Genomic DNA, 20,032 nt, shown 5'->3' with positions numbered 1-20,032 from the left:
CTTACTTACCTCCGATGGTGGCAGTCATACGGATTTGACGATTATCGGTCAGCTCCATATTCGACAGCACCACCAACTGCGGCAAATTACGGCGCAGGAAGCGAGCCAGCAATGAACGCAGCGGATGATTCACCAGCAGCACTGGCGGCGCACCCGTCATCTCTTGCTGTTGCAGTGCACCCTGTGCTTGAACCAGCAAACGGTCAGCCAGACCTGGCTCCAGACCGCCACCGCCCTGCAACGCCTGTAGAAGCAGGCGCTCTAAGGTGGCATCGAGACCAATGACTTGCACTTCGCCATTGCCTGGGAACCACTGCTGCGTAATGGCACGGCCCAGCGCCACACGGACGACGCTGGTGAGTTCCTGCGGGTCAGTTTGCACTGGCGCATGCTCTGCCAGCGTTTCAATAATGGTGCGCATATCGCGGATCGACACGCGCTCGATCAACAGATTCTGCAACACTTTGTGCAGCGTGGTCAGCGTGATCACACCTGGCACCAGGTCCTCGGTCAGTTTAGGCATTTCCTGAGTGACGCGATCCAGTAGCTGTTGTGCTTCCTGGCGACCAAATAGCTCGCTGGCATACTGCCCAATGAGGTGGTTCAAATGCGTGGCGACGACGGTACTGGCTTCGACTACGGTAAAGCCCTGAATCTGTGCCTGCTCTTTGAGTGCGCTATCAATCCAGATCGCTGCCAGACCAAAGGCAGGATCGACGGTAGGCTCACCCGGCAGCGATCCCGCCGCTGTGCCAGGGTTGATGGCCATCCAGCGCCCTGGGTAAGCATCGCCACTGCCGATCTCGACACCCTTCATCAGGATACGGTAACGCGCAGGCGGCAGCTCCATGTTGTCACGGATGTGGACCACCGGCGGCAGGAAACCGACTTCTTGCGCCACTTTCTTACGAATGCTGCGGATACGTCCCAGCAGTTCGCCATTTTGCAGGTGATCGACCATCGGAATCAGGCGGTAACCCACTTCCAGACCCAGCGAGTCTTCTAACTGCACATCGGTCCATGAGGCTTCCACGGTGGCGGGCGTTTCCTGCGTTTTTGCCAGCCCGGTGGTTTCGGGGGCTTTCTTCGGCTGCATTTCGCGACCGCGCAGCCACCACGCTAAGCCGAACAGTGCTGCAGTAAACAGCAGAAATACAAAGTTCGGCATACCCGGCACCAGACCGAGCAGGCCAATCACGCCGCCGCTCAGCATTAACACCCGAGGATTGCTGAACAGCTGGCTTACCATCTGATCGCCAACATCCTGGTCGGTGCTGACGCGCGTGACAATGACACCCGCAGCGGTGGAGATCACCAGCGCAGGAATCTGGGCTACCAGGCCGTCACCAATGGTCAGCAGCGTATAGGTCTCACCAGCATGGCCGAGATCCATGCCGTGCTGCACGACGCCCACCAACAGACCGCCAATGATGTTAATCACCATGATCAAGATACCGGCGATGGCATCACCACGAACGAACTTACTCGCACCGTCCATCGAACCGTAGAAGTCCGCCTCTTGCGTCACTTCCGTTCGGCGACGTTTGGCTTCCTCTTCACCTATCAATCCGGCGTTAAGATCGGCATCGATCGCCATCTGCTTACCCGGCATCCCATCCAGCACGAAACGCGCGCCGACTTCGGCGATACGTCCAGCACCCTTGGTGATGACCATGAAGTTGATGATGACGAGGATAATGAACACTACGATACCGATGGCGAAATTACCGCCCACCAGGAAGTGACCAAAGGCCTCGACCACGCGCCTGCGGCATCTGCACCCGTATGACCGTCCAACAGGATGATACGGGTTGAAGCGACGTTCAGCGCCAGACGCAGTAAGGTGGAGAACAGCAAAATAGTAGGGAAGGCGGCGAATTCCAGCGTACGCTGGGTAAACATCGCCACCAGCAGCACCATAATCGACAGTGCAATGTTAAAGGTGAACAGAAGGTCGAGGATGAACGCTGGCAACGGCAGCACCATCATCGACAAGATCAACATGATCAGTATCGGCCCGGCCAGCACCTTCCACTGCGTGTCTTTAAAGTTGCCCGGTAAACGCAGCTTTTCGGCCATATTAGCCATCGTTTCTGTTCTCTCCTGCAAAGTCCATGTCTGCCGGCACCGCCAGCTGTTTTGGTTTGGTTGGGATCAGGCCACCTTCACGTTTCCAGCGACGGACCTGCCATACCCATGCCAGCACTTCCGCCACTGCGCCATACAGTGCGCCAGGGATGAACTGACCAATTTCTGTGTGTCGATAGAGCGCACGCGCCAGAGGTGGCGCTTCCAGCACAGGGACGCGATGTTCTTTCGCTAACTCACGAATTTTCAACGCGATATCACCTGCACCTTTCGCGATCACCTTAGGTGCGCTCATCTTGCCTTCCTGATACTGCAATGCCACCGAGTAGTGCGTGGGGTTGGTGACGATCACATCCGCCTTCGGCACATCGGCCATCATGCGTCGGCGAGCCGCCGCACGCATTGCCTGACGAATGCGCCCTTTAACATGCGGGTCACCTTCGTTTTGCTTATGTTCGTCGCGGATTTCCTGACGTGACATTTTCAGTTTTTTGAAGTGGCTATAGAGCTGCCAGAACACGTCGAAACCGACCATCGGGATGAGACCGAGCATGATCAATGCACAGCTGACAGCCATCATTGACAGGCCATGGTGCAGCGCATTCACCGGCGACTCGCTCATCAAACGCAGCATCTCTTGCCAGTGCGACCAGATGTACCAGCCTGCCACCAGTCCAACTAAGGTGGCTTTGAGTATGGCCTTGAGTAACTCAGCCCAGGTTTGTCCGGATACCATGCGCTTCAATCCGCTCAATGGATTGAGCTTCATGATGTCAACTTTGAGGGATTTGGTACTAAAGTTGATGCCGCCCAGCATCATGGGTGCTGCAATTGCCACGATCACCAATCCCCCTATCAACGGCAGCAGCGCTAACACCGCTTGTCCTATCATGTTGCTGATATGGGCAATGACCATTCTGTCATCCGTCGCCATGGTATGGTCAAAGCGAAACCCCGATGCCAGCATGCTGGCAAGTTGTTCTGCCATGTGGGTGCCGCCCAACCATAGAATCAGCAACCCCGCCAGCAACATCAACACGGATGTCAGCTCGCGCGATCGCGGAATTTGCCCCTCTTCTCGCGCCTTCTCTAGTCGGTGCGCCGTGGGCGATTCTGTTTTGTCCTCGTCGCTCTCTTCAGCCACGACATACCTCAGCTGGCAGGAATTCTGAGCATAGGATGCCAAAACCCGCCGAGGCTAAAGCGTGGATTAAGAGGGGAAAATGCGAGTTTATTTAGCCATAAGTGAAATTGCGGTGCTGTGCGGTGGGGATCGTGGTGCGTATATGGTTGTTTGTTGCGATGGGGCGATAACGCAGTCTGCGACAGTCAAGCATGTAGTGATAACGCAGTCTGGTTCCGCTCTGGGGCTGGCTGTCCTCGCGCCGCTGACGCGGTACCTTCACTTCACTCGTCAGCCTGACGGACCGGTGCAGACGGGACTTTCCCTGTCCCGGCTGCACCTTTCGCCAGCATCCATGCTGGCTCTCCTGGCTTCCTCATTTTGTTCAGCGCCGCGAAATGCCATCCTAGAGCGGCACCAGCCTGCTCATTAGCTTCGGTGCGTTCTTTCAAAGAGGGCAAGATACAACCCACCAAAACAGCCTCTTAACTGACCCACATTCCACTATTGATACTATTCATTGGCACAACCGCGTGGGCATCTCGATAAAACCGCACGACCTCACCCACCAACAGTAATGCCGGTGACTGCGCCTGCTCTCTTGCTATGGTTGCCGTCAGGTCGGCAAGCGTGGTGACCATGACTCGCTGGTCGGGTCGTGTGCCGTTCTCAATAATGGCGACTGGCGTATCACTAGCTCGCCCTTGCGCCTGCAGCTGGGCACTGATACTCGCGCTCCATTTCAGCCCCATATAAAACACCAGCGTTTGATTGCCAGCAGCCAGGCTGGCATCGTCGAGTCGTGGCTCACCGCTTTTGCCATGACCGGTAATAAGACGCAAAGACTGGGCGCAGTCGCGATGCGTTAACGGAATACCACTGGCCGCCGCACAGCCCGCTGCCGCCGTAATACCCGGGACTATCTGACAGAGAATGCCAGCCTGCTGCAGCGAAACCATCTCTTCACCGCCACGTCCGAAGATAAAAGGATCGCCACCCTTTAAACGCACCACCCTGCGTCCACTGGCCGCCAGATCGATCAACAGCTGATTGATTTGTGTCTGCTTGAGACCATGGCTGCCCGGTTTTTTACCCACATCGATGGCCAGTGTGCTGCCAGGCACTTCGGCCATAATGGCATCGCTCACCAATCGGTCATACACCACCACGTCCGCCGATTTGATTAATCGCAGCGCTTTCAACGTTAGCAACTCAACATCACCCGGCCCGGCGCCCACTAGCCAGACACAGCCTGAAGCCGATGCGCCACCCTGCGGATTAAGCAGTTTATCAAGACTATCAATCGCCTGAGTCATCACGTTCTCCACTACTGCGCGACGCGCAGGGTTGTCAGTAAGTTTTTAAGCTCCGGGATACAGGATCCACAGTTGGTGCCGCACTTCAGCGCCGCGCCCAGTGAAGCCGGTGAATCACAGCCCTGCTCGATCGCCCGGCGAATTGCCACCTCACCCACGCCGAAGCAGCTACAAATGGTTCTTCCCTGACTTTCCCCTTGAGCCGGACGACCGCCCAACAGCGCATGGCGTTGCTGTGGTGAAGATGGTGTATCAGCGAAAGCCTGTGCAACAAAACGATGATCAATCTCGGGCAAAGCGGGGCCAGCATAAAACGCACATATCAGACTACCGTTGCGCCAGCCCAGCATATGTAACTGCTGCCCCGCTTGCGCCTGTTGCCACTGCAATGCCCGCATGCCCGGTTGCTGCATCAGCCAATCGGCAGCCCGTGCCTGCCCCGCCAACACATAACGTTGTGCGCCCTGCTGTGGTGCACGGGACCAGTACAAAAGCTGTTGCGGCTGCATGACGTCAGTTAAATACAGCCACCCTTGCCATGCGGGACGCAGAGGTTGCAGGCGCACCGCCGTCTGTTTCAGCGCCGGCTGCCCAGAGTCTGGACAACAGAGAGCAGAGACCAGGCCGTCGACATTGGCCTGAGCGCTAAACTGGCGAGTCCAGTGCATGGGAATAAAAAGCTGGCCACGCGTGAGTCCAGTATCGATCACCACCCGGCCGCTCCACCAACCCAGAGCTGATTGCACACGCGTAATATCCCCCTGACGTAAGCCATGAGCCTCCGCATCGTGCGGATGCAGCGAGACAAAGGGCTCATCGTAGTGCTGCATCAGACGCGGAACGTTGCCAGTGCGCGTCATGGTGTGCCACTGGTCACGAATACGCCCGGTGTTCATCAACAAGGGATAGCGCTCACTGACCTGGACCGAGACAGGGATCGCGGGCGGGAGTAAACGTGCTTTGCCATCTGGATGAAAAAAATGGCGGTCGGAAAACATCCGCGCCGTACCGCTCGGCGCCTGCTCATTGATCGGCCACTGTACTGGCGCAAGCTGGTCATACTGCTCACGCGTAATAGTTGCCAGTGCGCTGATATCGAAGGCGCGACGGCCCGCGTTTTCAAAGCCCGACAGCGCTGCATGTTCAGCAAAAATTTCGCAGGGATGCTGCCACGCAAAGGCGTCAGCAAAGCCCAGCCGCTGCGCCACCTGCGCCAACAACCACCAATCCGGTTTCGCTTCACCGACGGGTTCGATAAAACTGCGCTGACGTGAAATACGGCGTTCCGAGTTAGTCACAGTGCCATTCTTCTCGCCCCAACCTTGCGCGGGCAGCAGCACATGCGCTAAATCAGCTGTATCACTGCGCGCGCTCACTTCAGAAACCACCACCAGCTCGCATTTTTCTAATGCCTTAGCGATACGATTGCCCTCGGGCATCGACACGGCAGGATTGGTGCCCATGATCCACACCGCTTTGACCTCGCCGCGTTCCATGGCATTAAACAAATTCACCGCCGTTAAACCCGGCTGTCGCGCAACGCGTGAGCTGCCCCAGAAACGGCTCAGTCGACCCACCTCTTCATCACTGAAACCCATATGTGCCGCCAACTGGTTGGCTAAGCCGCCGACTTCTCGTCCGCCCATCGCATTCGGTTGTCCGGTCAACGAAAAAGGCCCCGCTCCGGCATAGCCTATTTTCCCGCTTAACAGATGCGCATTGATGATCGCATTGTTGTTATCACTCCCGGTTTGCGACTGGTTGATGCCCATACACCACAGCGTCAACACGCGTGGCTGCGCCGCGAACCACTGCCAGAAAGTGAGAACCTCCTGCTCGCTCAGCTGACAGGTTGCCGCTACCGTAGGCAGATCCCAGGCGCGACAGGCTTCCAGCGTGGCGTCCACGTTCATCAGATGCGGCAGCATGTCTGCATTAACCGCATCCTGTTCGCTCAACCAGTTAAGCAGTCCGGCGAACAGGGCGCTGTCCGAACCAGGCTTCAAAGCCAGATGCAGGTCTGCCAGATCGCAACTGGCCGTACGACGGGGATCGATCACCACTAACTTCATGTCTGGTCGGTCGCTTTTGGCCTGCACCAGCCGCTGCCACGCCACCGGATGCGCCCATGCCGCGTTAGAGCCCACCAGCACCACAACATCCGCCTGTTCGATATCTTCGTAACAGCAAGGCACAGCGTCTGCGCCGAAAGCCCGTTTGTACCCCACTACCGCGGAAGCCATGCACAGCCGTGAGTTGGTATCCATATTGGCCGCGCCGATGAACCCTTTCATCAGCTTGTTTGCCGTGTAGTAATCCTCGGTCAGCAATTGCCCGGAGCCGTAAAACGCCACTGACTCGGGGCCATGTTGCGCGATAATGTCACGCAGTCGATCCGCAACGTGATCCAGCGCCGCCGCCAGACTGACACGTGAGCCGTTAATCTGCGGCCACAGCAAACGCCCCTCGCTGGAGAGCGTTTCCCCCAGCGCAGAGCCTTTAACACACAGGCGACCGTAATTCGCAGGATGCAAGCGATCACCGCTGACGGGCTGGGTAAGGTCTTTCACCTCCACGCCACACCCCACGCCACAGTACGGACAGGTGGTTTTCATGATGCTGCCGCAAGAGCAAGAATCGGCTGATGGCCCAGCCACACTTTGCCGGCATCTACCCGTACCGGCCAGCAGCGTAGCTGATGTTCAGGATTATCCAGGCTTTGCCCGTCACGTAGGCGAATACGCTGTTTGTACAACGGCGAAATCACTACGGGTTCGCCAGCCACGTCACCCAAAATCCCCCGTGACAGCACGCTGGCTTGGGTGCCCGGCTCAATATCTTCCAGCGCGTAAATCGCCTCGCCGAAACGGAAGAGCGCCACGCGCTGGCCACCCAATCGTGCGCCGATGCCTGCGGTGGCAGGAATGGCGGTGACATCACAAATGGCACTCCATGGCTCGGCGGGTAAACTTGTTATGGGAATGATATCCATGACTGCCGGCTGGCGCTGGTCGCGCACACGCACATAGTTCAGGGTCTCATCCGCAGCCTCGCTGTTAACCGTGGCATTGAACAGGGCACGACGTGAAGGATCTTGCAGCGTGCTGTGCCATTCACACTGGTAGCGATCGACCACCAGTTGCATCTCTTTTTCCAGCATCTCGCAGATACCCAGTTCATCCTCAATCACCACGCTACGCAGGTAATCCAGCCCACCTTCCATATTATCCATCCACACGCTGGTGCGTTGCAGGCGGTCGGCAGTGCGCACGTAGAACATCAGAATGCGGTCGACGTAGCGCAGCAGCGTTTCATCATCAAGGTCGCTGGCGAAGAGGTCCGCGTGACGCGGCTTCATCCCGCCGTTGCCGCACACATAGAGATTCCAGCCCTTGTCGGTGGCGATCACGCCAATATCTTTGCTCTGCGCTTCTGCACATTCACGAGTGCAGCCTGAGACTGCCATTTTGATTTTGTGCGGGGCACGCAGCCCTTTGTAGCGATTCTCCAACGCGATGGCGAAGGCAGTTGAATCCTGCACGCCATAGCGACACCAGGTGGAACCGACACAGGATTTTACGGTACGTAGCGATTTACCGTAGGCATGTCCGGTTTCGAAGCCCGCCGCAATCAGCGTTTCCCAGATATCAGGCAGCTGCTCCAGGCGCGCGCCAAACAGATCGATACGCTGCCCACCAGTGATCTTGGTGTACAGGTCGTAGCGCGCGGCTACTTCACCAATGGCAATCAGACCCTGCGGCGTGATCTCGCCCGCGGGTACGCGGGGCACGACGGAATAGGTGCCATCTTTCTGGATGTTGGCAAAGTAACGGTCGTTGGTGTCTTGCAGTGGCAGATGCTGTGGCTTAAGAAGATATTCGTTCCAACACGAGGCTAGCAGCGAACCGGCCAACGGCTTGCAGATTTCACAACCGTGCCCACGGCCATGCTGCTGGATCAACTGTTCAAAGGTGGTGATGTTGCCGACGCGGATCAGGTGATAAAGCGCCTGACGTGAATAAGCGAAGTGTTCACAAATGTCTTTTTTCACCTCCACGCCCTGGTTCGCCAACTCCAGCTCCATCACCTGCTTCACCAGCGCGCTACAACCGCCACAGCCGGTTGCCGCTTTGGTACAGCTTTTAATTGACGCCATATCTCCACAGCCGCCCTGCACTGCCACGCAGATATCGCTTTTAGTGACGTTATGACAGGAGCAGATTTGTGCCGTCTCTGGCAGCGCCGCGACCCCAAGTGCTTTAGAGGGTGAACCTGCCAGCTGCGGAAGAATGAGACTCTCCGGCTCGCTCGGCAGTGGCATCTTGTTGAGCATCATCTGCAATAGCGTACTGTAGTCAGCGCTATCACCCACTAGCACGCCGCCAAGTAGGGTTTTACTGTCTTTACACACCACCAGTTTTTTGTAGATGCCCTTGGGATTGTCAGTCCAGTGGTAACTTTGGCTGTCGTTGGTTCGGCCATGCGCATCGCCAAACGATGCCACTTCCACGCCCAGCAGTTTCAGTTTGGTACTCATATCCGCGCCACTGAACGCCAGCTCTTCCTGCGCGAGTTGGGCCGCCAGTACACGCGCCATCTGATATCCGGGTGCCACCAGACCAAAAATTTGTCCCTGCCACAGTGCACACTCGCCAATAGCATATACGCCCGCCACATTGGTTTCGCACGCATCATTGATGGTAATGCCACCCCGCTCGCCGAGCTGAATACCCGCCTCCCGCGCCAGCGCATCACGCGGTCGAATACCCGCAGAGAACACAATCAAGTCGGTCTCCAGCACACTGCCATCCGCGAAGCGCAGCTGCACGCCGCCGTCTGGCTGACTTTCGATGGCCTCGGTCTGTTTACTGGTGTGAACCTGTACTCCCAGCGCACTGATTTTGCCGCGCAGCATCTGTGCACCGCCGTCATCCAATTGCACCGCCATCAAACGCGGTGCAAACTCCACTACGTGCGTTTCCAGCCCCAGCTGCTTCAGCGCATTCGCTGCTTCCAGACCTAATAAGCCCCCACCGATCACCACACCGCGCGTCGCGTGCTTCGCCGTGGCCGCAATGGCATCCAGATCGGCCAGGGTGCGATAAACAAAGCAACGTGGGTTATCGCGCCCTGGCACGGGCGGCACAAAAGGCACAGAACCTGTTGCCAGCACCAGCTTATCCCATGTCAGTTCAGCACCGCTGGCATCGCGCAGGCTGCGCTTAGCGCTATCAATAGCGACCACCTCGCAACCGCTGCGCAATTCAATACCGTGCTGTTCAAAGAAGTTCTCGCTGACCAAGGAGAGATCGTCAGCACTTTTCCCAGTGAAATACTCCGTGAGATGCACGCGGTCATATGCCATTTGAGGTTCGTCGCCGTACACCACAATGTGATAGTGCTGGTGCAGTTCACGACTCACCAGTTGTTCAAGAAAATGGTGACCGACCATGCCGTGACCGACCACGGCGAGAAGAGGTTTGCTCATCACATTGCTTCCTGCAGCACAGGGCTGCGTTGAGAGGTTATCCAGACCGAACAGCGCGTTGATATCCACGCGTTCAGCCTGCTGAAGTTGGGTGAGCAGCGTGCCGGCTGCCTGGCTATCGCCAAACAGCAGCACACCGCGAAGTGCGCCATTGCGCAGAAAAAGGCGGCGGTAATGACCCTCAATGGGGTCAAAACTGGTGATGGAATCCCCTTCACTAATGTCTCCGGCGCTGAACATCTCGATGCCCGTGACTTTCAGCCGCGTACCGCTCTCCTGATAGTGGAAATCAGCCATCGGCTCACCGGCTAGCTGTGCCGCCAGTACCTCTGCTTGTGCGAGGCACGGCGCAACCAGACCAAAGGTTTCCTCTTCGATTTCGCAGCACTCGCCCAGTGCGTAGACGTGATCAACTTGGGTTTGTAGCTGGCGGTTAACTAAGATGCCGCGTTGACAAGGCACGCCCGCATGCTGTGCCAGCGCCTTCTCCGGCAGCACACCGATCGCCATGACCACCTGTTGCGCGGGCAGTAGCGTGCCATCCGTCAGAGTGACATGAGCGGTATGTATCGCCTGTAGCGACACACCCAAGCGGCAGTGAATCCCCCGTTGAGTAAGATGCTGAGTGAGCAACTCGCCTGCCTGTTGATCCAGCTGACGATCCAGCAACCACGGGCGATGGTGTAGCAGCGTGACGTTACGCCCGCGTAAGCGCAGCGCGGCCGCCGCTTCCACGCCAATCAGCCCACCTCCCAGCACCACCACCGGGCCAGACTGCGCCAGCATGGCGTCAACGTCGCGCAGCGTGCGAAAACCCAATACCTGCGGGCGCTCAATGCCCGGCATTTCCGGCATGCGCGGTTGTGAACCGCAGGCAAACACCAGCTTGTCCCAGTGCAATGTGCGTCGATCGGTACTGATGCTGCGTGAATTCAGATCCACCTGACGTGCTTCCTCGCCCATCAGCAGTTGCACCTGGTGCGCGACATACCACTCCGGCGTATGCAGCAGCGTGTCAGCAAAGGCCTTCTCACCTGACAGCACCGGTGACAGCAGCACGCGGTTGTAATTGCCCTGCGCTTCACGGCCAATTACCGTGATGGCATAGCGACCCGGCGCCCGCTGCAGCAAGGTTTCCACCATCCGCATCGCCGCCATGCCATTACCAATCACCACCAGTCGCTGCACCATGGCCCGCCCCCTATGCCACTGCAGTCTGTTTTTCGTAAAGGAAATGCAGAATCTGCTGGCGTAATTGGTGGTAGCGAGGCTCATCGGCCAGTGCCACGCGTGAACGCGGACGCGGCAGATCGATAGCCAGGATTTCACCGACCTGCGCCGCTGGCCCATTGGTCATCATCAGTACGCGATCGGACAGCAGTACCGCCTCGTCGACATCGTGCGTGATCAGCACGATGGTGGTCTTCAACTCCTGCTGAATACGCATCACACTGTCTTGCAGATGTGCACGTGTTAAGGCGTCTAAGGCACCAAAGGGTTCGTCGAGCAACAGCACACGTGGCTTCATTGCCAGCGCACGGGCAATGCCGACGCGCTGTTTCATACCACCGGAGATCTCCGAAGGGCGTTTGTGCATGGCATGGCCCATCTGCACGCGATGAAGATTGTGTTCAATCCACTCACTCATCTCGCTTTTAGTCATCTGCCCTTTAAACACCTGCTGTACCGCCAGCTCGACATTTTGATAAGCGGTCAACCACGGGAGTAACGAGTGATTTTGGAACACCACGGCACGTTCTGGGCCAGGTCCGCTGATTTCGCGGTTTTCACACAGCAGCACGCCGCTGCTCGGTTGGGTCAACCCAGCAATAAGATTGAGCAAGGTGGATTTGCCGCAGCCCGAGTGTCCTATCAGGCTGAGGGTCTCACCGGCGTGGATATCAAAACTAACGTTGTCGAGTGCCAGAAATTCACCGCTGGCAGTGTTAAAGCGCTGGCTGACCTGCTGTACACGAATAATCGGGTTCATAGTGGACTCCTTATTTATCCCAGCTAAAACGGCGCGCCAGCAGCATCAGTGCCTGCTCCAGCAGTAGCCCGATAACGCCAATCAACACGATGGCAATCAGGATGTTTTCGACGTTGAGGTTGTTCCACTCGTTCCAGATCCAGAAGCCAATACCCAAGCCTCCCGTCAGCATCTCGGCGGCGACAATCACCAGCCAGGCAATGCCCATCGACAAGCGCATCCCCGTGAGCACGGCAGGCAGCACGGCAGGAAACAGAATGCGGCGCATCACCGTCCATTCGTTAAGACGCAGGACACGCGCCACGTTGAGGTAATCCTGTGGGATGCGCTGCACGCCTTCGGCGGTGTTGATCACCATCGGCCAGATGGAACAGATAAAGATGGTCCAGCTGGAGGCGGGCTCTGCCCGTTGAAACAGCAGCAGACCAATCGGCAACCACGCCAGCGGACTCACTGGGCGTAACAACGCGATGATCGGATTGAACATGCGTGCCACGAAGGTGAAACGCCCAATTAGGAATCCCGCCGGGATACCGATTAAAGCTGCCAGCCCAAAGCCCACGGCCACACGCTGCAATGAGGCCAAGACGTTCCAGCCGATGCCTTGGTCATTGGGGCCGTTGTTGTAGAAGGGATCGGCGAACAGCGTTATCGCGGCCTGCCAGGTGGCAAATGGCGTTGGAAAACCCTTGCTCCACATCGAGGCCAGTTGCCAGACAAACAGCAGCAAAATCACGCCACAACTCGCCGGGATCAGCCGCTGCAACAGCGGCCGCAGCCAGCGCTGGCGAGCACGGTGTTTCTGCTGCACGTTGAGCGCAATCACCTGCGCGGGTTGAACGACTAACTCGGTCGCAGGTTTTAGCGTGCGGGCTTCAGATTTCATGCTGACCTCACTTAACTACGTTTGATGGCGAAACTGTCGGCATACGCGGCGGGGTTGCTGCCATCCCACACTTTGCCGTCGATAAGCGTGCTGCTACGCATTTCGCTGGCGGGTATGGAGACCCCGCCCACCGCGCTGGCAGCGTTTTTATAGATGTCGATGCGATTGATCTGGCGGGCGACGGCGGCGTAATCTGGCGCGGTTTTCACCATGCCCCAGCGCTTCATCTGCGTCAGGAACCACATGCCGTCAGAGATCCATGGGAAACTCACCTCGCCATCGTGGTAGAAGCGCATCGCGTGTGCGTCCTGCCAGCTCTGGCCCAATCCATTCTCGTAACGACCGAGCATACGTCCTTCCAGGGTTTCAACTTTGGTGTTGATCCACGCCCGCCCGGCTAATACGGCGGCCGTCTCTTTGCGGTTTTCATCGGAAGCATCGATCCAACGTGCGGCTTCCAGTACCGCTGCAGTCATTGCCCGCGCGGTGTTTGGGTTCTCTTGCACCCATTGCGCACGGGTGGCGAGGATTTTCTCTGGATGATCGGGCCAAATCTGCTGAGTGGTAGTGGCGGTAAAACCGATGTTGTCGCTGATGGCTCGCTGGTTCCATGGCTCGCCCACGCAGAAGCCGCTCATATTGCCCATTTTCATGTTCATCACCATCTGCGGTGGCGGCACCACAACGGTACGTACATCCTCAAACGGGTCGATACCGGCATTTGCCAGCCAGTAGTAAAGCCACATGGCATGCGTACTGGTGGGAAAAGTGTGCGCAAAGGTGTAAGTCCCCTTTGCCTGGCTGGCTATCAGCTTTTGCAGGCCAACCGCGTCCGTGACCTTTTGTTCTTTTAACTGATTGGCCAAGGTGATGGCCTGTCCGTTGTTATTCAACGTCATCAGGTTGGCCATGTCGTGCTGTGGCCCTGCCACACCCAACTGTAAGCCGTAGATCATGCCGTACAGGGCATGCGCGGCATCCAGTTCACCTGCTGTCAGTTTGTCGCGTACTGCCGCCCAACTGGCTTCTTTACTGGGTTGCAGTGTGAGTCCGTATTTTTTGTCAAAGCCTTTCACTGACGCCATCACCACCGGTGCGCAGTCTGTGAGCGGAATAAAGCCAACGCGAACGCTGCTTTTTTCTGGCGCATCAGAACCGGCTGCCCACACCGCGTTTCGTAATCCCGGCAGCAAATAACTGCCACTGACCACCGCACTGCCCAGCAGGAACTGACGACGTGAAACCGAAAACCGCGTTTTGCTCATCATGCGCATCCCAAAAAAGAAATAAAAAAAGGCGTCCTCCCGCATGTCGTTAAAACATGGGGCCGGACGCCTTTATCCAAAGCACTCGCTTCACCGCCGTTGGCGAAACAAATGCGCAATGTCTGTAAGGTATTGCAAAGCCTGTGCCAAAATAAAATCACCGCTATTTCAGGGTGCTGGCTTCTGTGCTGGTCGATATCACGCTGATTTGCACTGCCCTGACGCACAATACGCACAGGCTTTGTGCAACTACCTATTTAGGGTTATGACTTTAAAGTCGCTGCCACGGCAAGAACCGCCTGAGCAATATCCAGCATGCGTTTGTTTTGATTCATCGCGCTTTTGCGCAGCGCCTGCCATGCATCCTGTTCACTAAAACCGTGCTGCTGCATGAGCCAGCTTTTGGCCTGATCGATAATTTTGCGTTCATCCAGCGCGGCACGCATGGTGGCAAGCTCATCGGCCTGCGCTTGCAAGCGCTGGGCCTGCTCACCAATCATCGATAACACCGAGCGACCCAGCTGTGGGGCCAGGCCACTGCTGCTGAGCGTGTTTTCCTGCCCATCCAGCCAGCTTGCCCCCGCCACATAGAGAGAGAAACTCGCCTCTTCCTGATGCGCCAGTTGTTGCAGTTCCACTTGTTCGCTGGCGGCAATCGCCCGCTCGCAGCAGTGCATTAATGTGCTGCACAACGCATCTTCTATCTGCTTCATATGATCAAGACGTTCGCTCAGCAGAGTGAACCAATGCAGTACACCATCTTCACCGCAATGCGCATCGGTGCAGGCAATGCGTCGTAGCCGCTCGATCTGACTGCCGGCATCCGCCATCGCCTGCCAGCTTTGTAGATTGCGGGCATCGGCGAATTGGCTGAACGTCGTAAAGCTCTGCTCCTGAGCAGCAATCAACACCTGAATACGCTGGCGCTGCATGGGCGTAAATGTGCCCGCGGCAAAGCCTGCCGATCCTGTGGCTCTCTCCTGCCCAGCTAACTCTTTCCCCTGCATAAAGCTGAAGAGAGCGATCAGGGCGCGGGAAATTTCCGGTTCGCTCGCCGTGTCGGCCGCTTCAAACACCAGGTTGAGTAAAGTACGGATGATATGATTGAACGCGTCCATTGCCTGAGCGTGACTGCATTTTTGGCCGTGCACCTGTTGGCGAAGCGCAGGCAAACTCTCCAATGCCTGCAACGCCACAGCAATCAGCATGCAAAAACGACTGTAACCGGGTTGCGCCACTGCCTGCGGTAACATATTGATAGCGGCCTGTTGCCGTTGCTGGACCTCCTGCGCGCGTAGTTCAAGTTCATCACCAAATAACCGACCGGCAGAGCACAACCAGATGTTGCTGGCTCCGCGCTCACGCTGTAACACATGAATCAATTCGCTGAGTGCAAGAATCTGTTCGCCCGTGTGCAACAATCTCTGCAGGCTGGCGATCTCGCTGGCGCGACTTGCGCGTAAATATTCCAAAGCTCGGCTCATTGCTTCCCCCGCAATCAATTCAATGAATAGCTAAGATTAAGCAAAAGCCGTGCCGAACTCGGTTTTAAACGGGTGGTAAAGCTCACGGAAAATCCGAAAGTCATAAAATTGTTTACTCGCGCAATCTTTTTTCGATTCTCACAATACATTAATAAATTTTATTATTTTCATGAACGAGGCTAAGCCGGAAATTGCTTTATCGCCCGAGTTGATTTCATCAGCTGCTGAATAAGTTAATGCAGCTTATCTATCACTCCCAGCGCGCTTTTTTTATCCTTCCCTCTCGCTGCATTTTTGCCCGGTAGCACGGGATTTACCCCAGTGCAATGGATTGAATTCTCAAAAGTCTTAGGTAGACTGAGCACAGCACTATCTTTCTGTAATCTGACTATTTTTTGATGGCTTTCTTGCTGCTTGATCTGCCCGCTTCAATCGCGTGTGCCACCTATTAATCTGCAGCTAATCTGATGAAACTTGAGGTTCATGGTGAATAAGAGTCTCGTGCTAACCCTGCTGGCAGTGTTAACGTTGGCGGGTTGTAAAGCGCCAACAGCGCCCGTTACTGATGACACGTTGGTAACCAGTGAGGTTAATGGCGTCAAACTGGTTCACCGCAATGCGGTGGCAGCACCAGGCGAGTTCACGCCGGTTAATGAAAATTTTCGCGCACTCTATGCTGCATCCGTGATGACCACACCGGATTACAGCGGCAAAATCGTGCGTTATCTCGATAACGCTAAATCATTTGAAGTGCTTGGCCGTGTGGAGCACAGCTGGCTCGCTATTGCTGACGAACCGAATGGACAGTTGATTGGCTATATTCCGCCGAAAGCCGGGGTCGAAAGCAGCCGTTACGACGCCACCGTGCGTAGCGATCGTCCACGCCCCCGCCGCAGCAAACAGGTCTGTGTGGCCGTTGGAGGCGCCAGCAAAGCCTGTCGCACCAATGACACCGCGACCTGGATCCTAGACTGAGAATGCAATACGGCGCAGATTGTCCGCAGAAAGGTCGCTTGCTGTGGACTGCAGATAGCGCTATTGCCAGGAAAATCGAGATTTAATGACCCAGGATTCTGTTGCACGCGATGGCATTGTCGCGGGCAACGATAACCTTTTGCTTAATGCCGCTGCACCTATTCTGAATGCCGTTGTACGTATACGGCAGGCTGCCACGCATGACGATCCCGCCGGTTTGCGCCAGCTGTTGATCGAAGAAATTCGCCAATTTGAACAACGCTGCAAGCAAGCCGGGTTACCCTTTGAGATGATCATTGGTGCCCGTTATTGCCTTTGCAGTGTGTTAGATGAGGCTGCCGCCCAGACACCATGGGGCACACGAGGAGTTTGGTCCGGTAACGGCATGCTGGTGACCTTTCATAATGAAAGCTGGGGCGGTGAAAAGGTGTTCCAGCTGCTCTCACGCGTTTCACAAAGCCCACAACAACATCTGTGGCTGCTGGAAGTCATCCACTACTGCCTGCTGCTGGGGTATGAAGGCCGTTACCGTGGCAGTGAGAGTGGGCGCGCCCAGTGTGAAGGCATTCGTAAACGCCTGGCGCAACTCATTCAGGAAACGCGGCCTTCCACCGCTAATCCTGCCACGCCATTGGTAGAAGTCCATCCACTGGTGAGCAGCCTGACGCGTCCGATGGTGCCGCTGTGGGCTTGTGCCACCTTAGCCACCTTGATCGCCTGCTTGATCTACAGCGGTCTGAACTGGCGGCTTGGCAATGCGGCTGAACCACTGCTGCGCGCCATCTATCAAACACCTTTGCCGCAAATCATGCCGGGACGTCGCCCCACTTCTCCACAGGCATTGCTCGATCTCCACCAACGTCTAAACGATGTGATCGCCGCTGGACAACTGGAGGTGAGCGACGGCGCATTTGGTAGCAAAGTGATCATCCCCGCTGACAAGCTGTTTTCTGCCGATGGCACCGTGGTCAATCAGGTCGGACGTGCGCTGTTGGCGCATGTTGCCAGCGCGATGAAGACAGTGAAAGGGACCGTTTTAGTCTCGGTGTATACCGATAACAGCCCCGTCGATGGTCGATTTGCCTCCAGCTATGAATTCTCCTTTGCCCGCGCTCGTGCCGTCACGCAGTTACTGAATCCACAACTTGCCGAGGGACACAGTGTGAAGGCAGAAGGCCGTGGTGACAGTAATCCCCTGCTGCCCAATGACAGCAATGAAAACCGGGCACGCAATCGGCGTGTCGAAATCACCCTGTTTGCGGCACCGGAAACCCTTGGCAATCATCCGGGAGGTCAGTGATGCGCGCATCGCTGCAACACCTTTTAACCCATCGTTTACTGTGGAGCCTGATTGGCGTCACGGCACTGAGCTGCGTGCTCTGGATGCTGGGGCCTTTGTGGAGCTGGGGAGATACCCGCCCACTTGAGCCTGTTTTTCCGCGTCAAATCGTCGTGGGCTTGCTGCTTTTCTGCTGGGTACTGTTCCAGTTTATTCCCGCAATCTGGCGAGGCTGGTTTAACAGCAAACTGCTTAATCGTCTGCAGGAGATGAGCAGTGAAGAGTTATCCGATCGCCAAGCCACCGATACGTTACTGGCGCAGCGCTTTAGTGAAGCCGCCTTGCGTCTGAAACGCACCCAATTTGGTCGTCGCCATCAGCAAAGCTGGCTGGCTCGTTTTCAAAGCCACTACCTCTATCAGCTTCCGTGGTACGTGATCATGGGAGCTCCAGGCGCCGGAAAGACCACCGCGTTACTCAATGCCGGACTGGAATTCCCCCTCACTGACAGTTTGGGTAAAGCAGCGATTCGGGGAGTGGGCGGCACGCGCCACTGCGACTGGTGGTTTACCGATAGCGCAGTATTAATCGATACGGCTGGCCGTTATGCCTTGCAGGAGAGTCAGCGCGTGCGCGACGGCGCGGAGTGGCAGAGTTTTATTAATCTGCTGAAGCGCTATCGCACACGCCAGCCGATAAACGGCGTCATCATGACCATCAGCGTGGCAGACCTGTTAACAGACTCCGCCGAAGCGCGTCATGCCCAAGCCAGTGCGCTGCGCGCCCGAATGCAGGAACTGCACCAGCAAACGGGCATCCATTTCCCTGTGTACGTCATGGTCACCAAAACCGACTTACTCAAAGGTTTTATGAGCTTCAATGCCGGCTTGAGCAAACCGCAACGCGACGCCATTTGGGGATTCACCTTCCCATGGGAACCTGGTAAACCGCGTAAGGACGACTGGCACAACAGTTTCAATCAACAATATCAGCATTTAGAACAGCGTTTACAGCAGCAGCTCGCGGGTGTGATGTCGAGTGAACGCGACCTCACCCAACGCGCCGACAGTTTTCTCTTCCCTCAGGAGTTTAGCTCGCTGCGCCCATTGTTAAATGAGTATCTTGATGTGGTGTTTTCCCGCCACGAGGATGAGATTGCCTGGTCGGCGCGCGGTCTGTTCTTTACCAGTGGCACCCAGGAGGGTTTACCCTTCGACCGTATCATGGGCGAACTCAATCGTAAGCTACAGTTACCGCACACCGGGGAGAACAGTTTCGCCACTTGGGATAGCGTAACCCGTCACAATCCTATTCCCGGCAACAAAGTCCAGAGTTTCTTTATTCGCGATCTGCTTAGTGACCTGGTATTTCGTGAGAGCGGCCTGGCGGGCAGTAATCGTCACTGGGAGTACCGCAACCGCCTGTTTCATTGGATCGGGTATGGCGCACTAACGGGCGCCTTGTTATTGCTGTCAGGGTTATGGCTCGCCAGCTACCTCCAGAACCAGCACTATCTCAATCAGGTTTCCGCGCGTATAAGCCCGATCACGCTGCAAAGTCAGCAGGTATTACATCAGCCAGCCGATAATATTTTTGATCTGCTACCCTTCTTAAATAACTTGGTAAAACTGCCGCTGTCGGACCGTTTTTCTCTCGACAATCCACCGCTTACCATGCGCGTGGGCTTGTATCGTGGCAACCAGGTCAGCGATGCAGCATGGGTGCTTTATCAAAATGCGCTTAAGTCACTGCTGTTACCCCGCGTTGCCCAGCAGATTACCAATTTGCTGCGTGACGATCCCGGTGACGACAATGAGTACAGCCGCAATGCCTTGCGCGCCTATCAAATGCTGTATCAACCGCGTAATTATGATGGTGAATTTCTACGAGGCTGGCTGATGCAAAACCTACAGCGCAATTTGCCAGCAGATGTTAATGCTCGAGATTTACAACAGTTGGACTGGCATCTCAGCCAGTTGTTGGATCAACAGATTCAGTCGTCACCTTATGCGCGTGACAATGCGCTGATGATGCGCAAGCTTGCGGATAATCTGAAAAACGCCGGTGGGAATGGCAACACGCTAGCGATTGCGCCGCAGGCAGTATCGCAGAGATTGACCGGACACAGTGAGTAATGG

Annotated in this window: 11 protein-coding genes and 1 pseudogene; 3 read left to right on the top strand and 9 right to left on the bottom strand. The window is 56.2% G+C overall.

All coding sequences use genetic code 11. The features are described from left to right. Position 1: 1 nt before the first annotated feature. From flhA to HA51_RS10280, 9 genes and pseudogenes are all read right to left on the bottom strand, one after another. Positions 2-2,088, bottom strand: a pseudogene (flhA, locus tag HA51_RS10325) (flagellar biosynthesis protein FlhA). Further along, positions 2,081-3,232, bottom strand: coding sequence for a flagellar biosynthesis protein FlhB (gene flhB, locus HA51_RS10320; RefSeq protein ID WP_084934431.1), 1,152 nt, complete (start codon positions 3,230-3,232; stop codon positions 2,081-2,083). The pseudogene flhA and the gene flhB overlap by 8 nt, the downstream one beginning before the upstream one ends. Before the next feature lie 464 nt (positions 3,233-3,696). Continuing rightward, a complete protein-coding gene (gene cobA, locus HA51_RS10310) occupies positions 3,697-4,527 on the bottom strand; it encodes a uroporphyrinogen-III C-methyltransferase (RefSeq protein WP_084934430.1) in 831 nt (276 codons plus the stop codon). Between the two features lie 11 nt (positions 4,528-4,538). Continuing rightward, complete coding sequence (locus HA51_RS10305; protein WP_084934429.1) at positions 4,539-7,142, bottom strand: nitrate reductase; 2,604 nt, start codon at positions 7,140-7,142, stop codon at positions 4,539-4,541. Continuing rightward, the gene (gene nirB / locus HA51_RS10300) at positions 7,139-11,206 is read right to left on the bottom strand and encodes a nitrite reductase large subunit NirB (protein WP_084934428.1); all 4,068 of its coding nucleotides are present in this window, start codon (positions 11,204-11,206) and stop codon (positions 7,139-7,141) included. Before nirB ends, HA51_RS10305 begins: the two co-directional genes overlap by 4 nt. Before the next feature lie 10 nt (positions 11,207-11,216). Then, positions 11,217-12,005, bottom strand: a complete 789-nt coding sequence (locus HA51_RS10295) for an ABC transporter ATP-binding protein (RefSeq protein ID WP_084934427.1) — start codon at positions 12,003-12,005, stop codon at positions 11,217-11,219. Between the two features lie 10 nt (positions 12,006-12,015). After that, complete coding sequence (gene ntrB / locus HA51_RS10290; RefSeq protein ID WP_084934426.1) at positions 12,016-12,891, bottom strand: nitrate ABC transporter permease; 876 nt, start codon at positions 12,889-12,891, stop codon at positions 12,016-12,018. An 11-nt stretch (positions 12,892-12,902) separates the two neighbouring features. Beyond that, the gene (locus HA51_RS10285; RefSeq protein WP_084934522.1) at positions 12,903-14,156 is read right to left on the bottom strand and encodes a CmpA/NrtA family ABC transporter substrate-binding protein; all 1,254 of its coding nucleotides are present in this window, start codon (positions 14,154-14,156) and stop codon (positions 12,903-12,905) included. 263 nt (positions 14,157-14,419) lie between these two features. Further along, positions 14,420-15,640: a nitrate regulatory protein gene (locus HA51_RS10280; protein ID WP_084934425.1), complete on the bottom strand. Its 1,221-nt coding sequence runs from the start codon at positions 15,638-15,640 to the stop codon at positions 14,420-14,422. 483 nt (positions 15,641-16,123) lie between these two features. On the opposite strand from HA51_RS10280, the gene HA51_RS10275 reads away from it, so the two are divergent. The 3 genes from HA51_RS10275 (at position 16,124) to tssM (ending at position 20,029) form a co-directional block, all read left to right on the top strand. Continuing rightward, the gene (locus tag HA51_RS10275) at positions 16,124-16,615 is read left to right on the top strand and encodes an SH3 domain-containing protein (RefSeq protein WP_211282925.1); all 492 of its coding nucleotides are present in this window, start codon (positions 16,124-16,126) and stop codon (positions 16,613-16,615) included. 85 nt (positions 16,616-16,700) lie between these two features. Next, positions 16,701-17,915 carry a type IVB secretion system protein IcmH/DotU gene (gene icmH / locus HA51_RS10270; RefSeq protein ID WP_084934424.1) on the top strand — a complete coding sequence of 405 codons (1,215 nt, stop codon included), beginning with the start codon at positions 16,701-16,703 and terminating at the stop codon, positions 17,913-17,915. Beyond that, positions 17,915-20,029, top strand: coding sequence for a type VI secretion system membrane subunit TssM (gene tssM, locus HA51_RS10265; protein WP_084934423.1), 2,115 nt, complete (start codon positions 17,915-17,917; stop codon positions 20,027-20,029). Before icmH ends, tssM begins: the two co-directional genes overlap by 1 nt. The last annotated feature ends 3 nt before the right edge of the window (positions 20,030-20,032 follow it).

The organism is Pantoea rwandensis, assembly GCF_002095475.1.
Classification (GTDB): domain Bacteria; phylum Pseudomonadota; class Gammaproteobacteria; order Enterobacterales; family Enterobacteriaceae; genus Pantoea; species Pantoea rwandensis.
The sequence above is the reverse complement of the archived record's forward strand: the minus strand, read 5'-3'. Positions and strand labels throughout refer to the sequence as shown.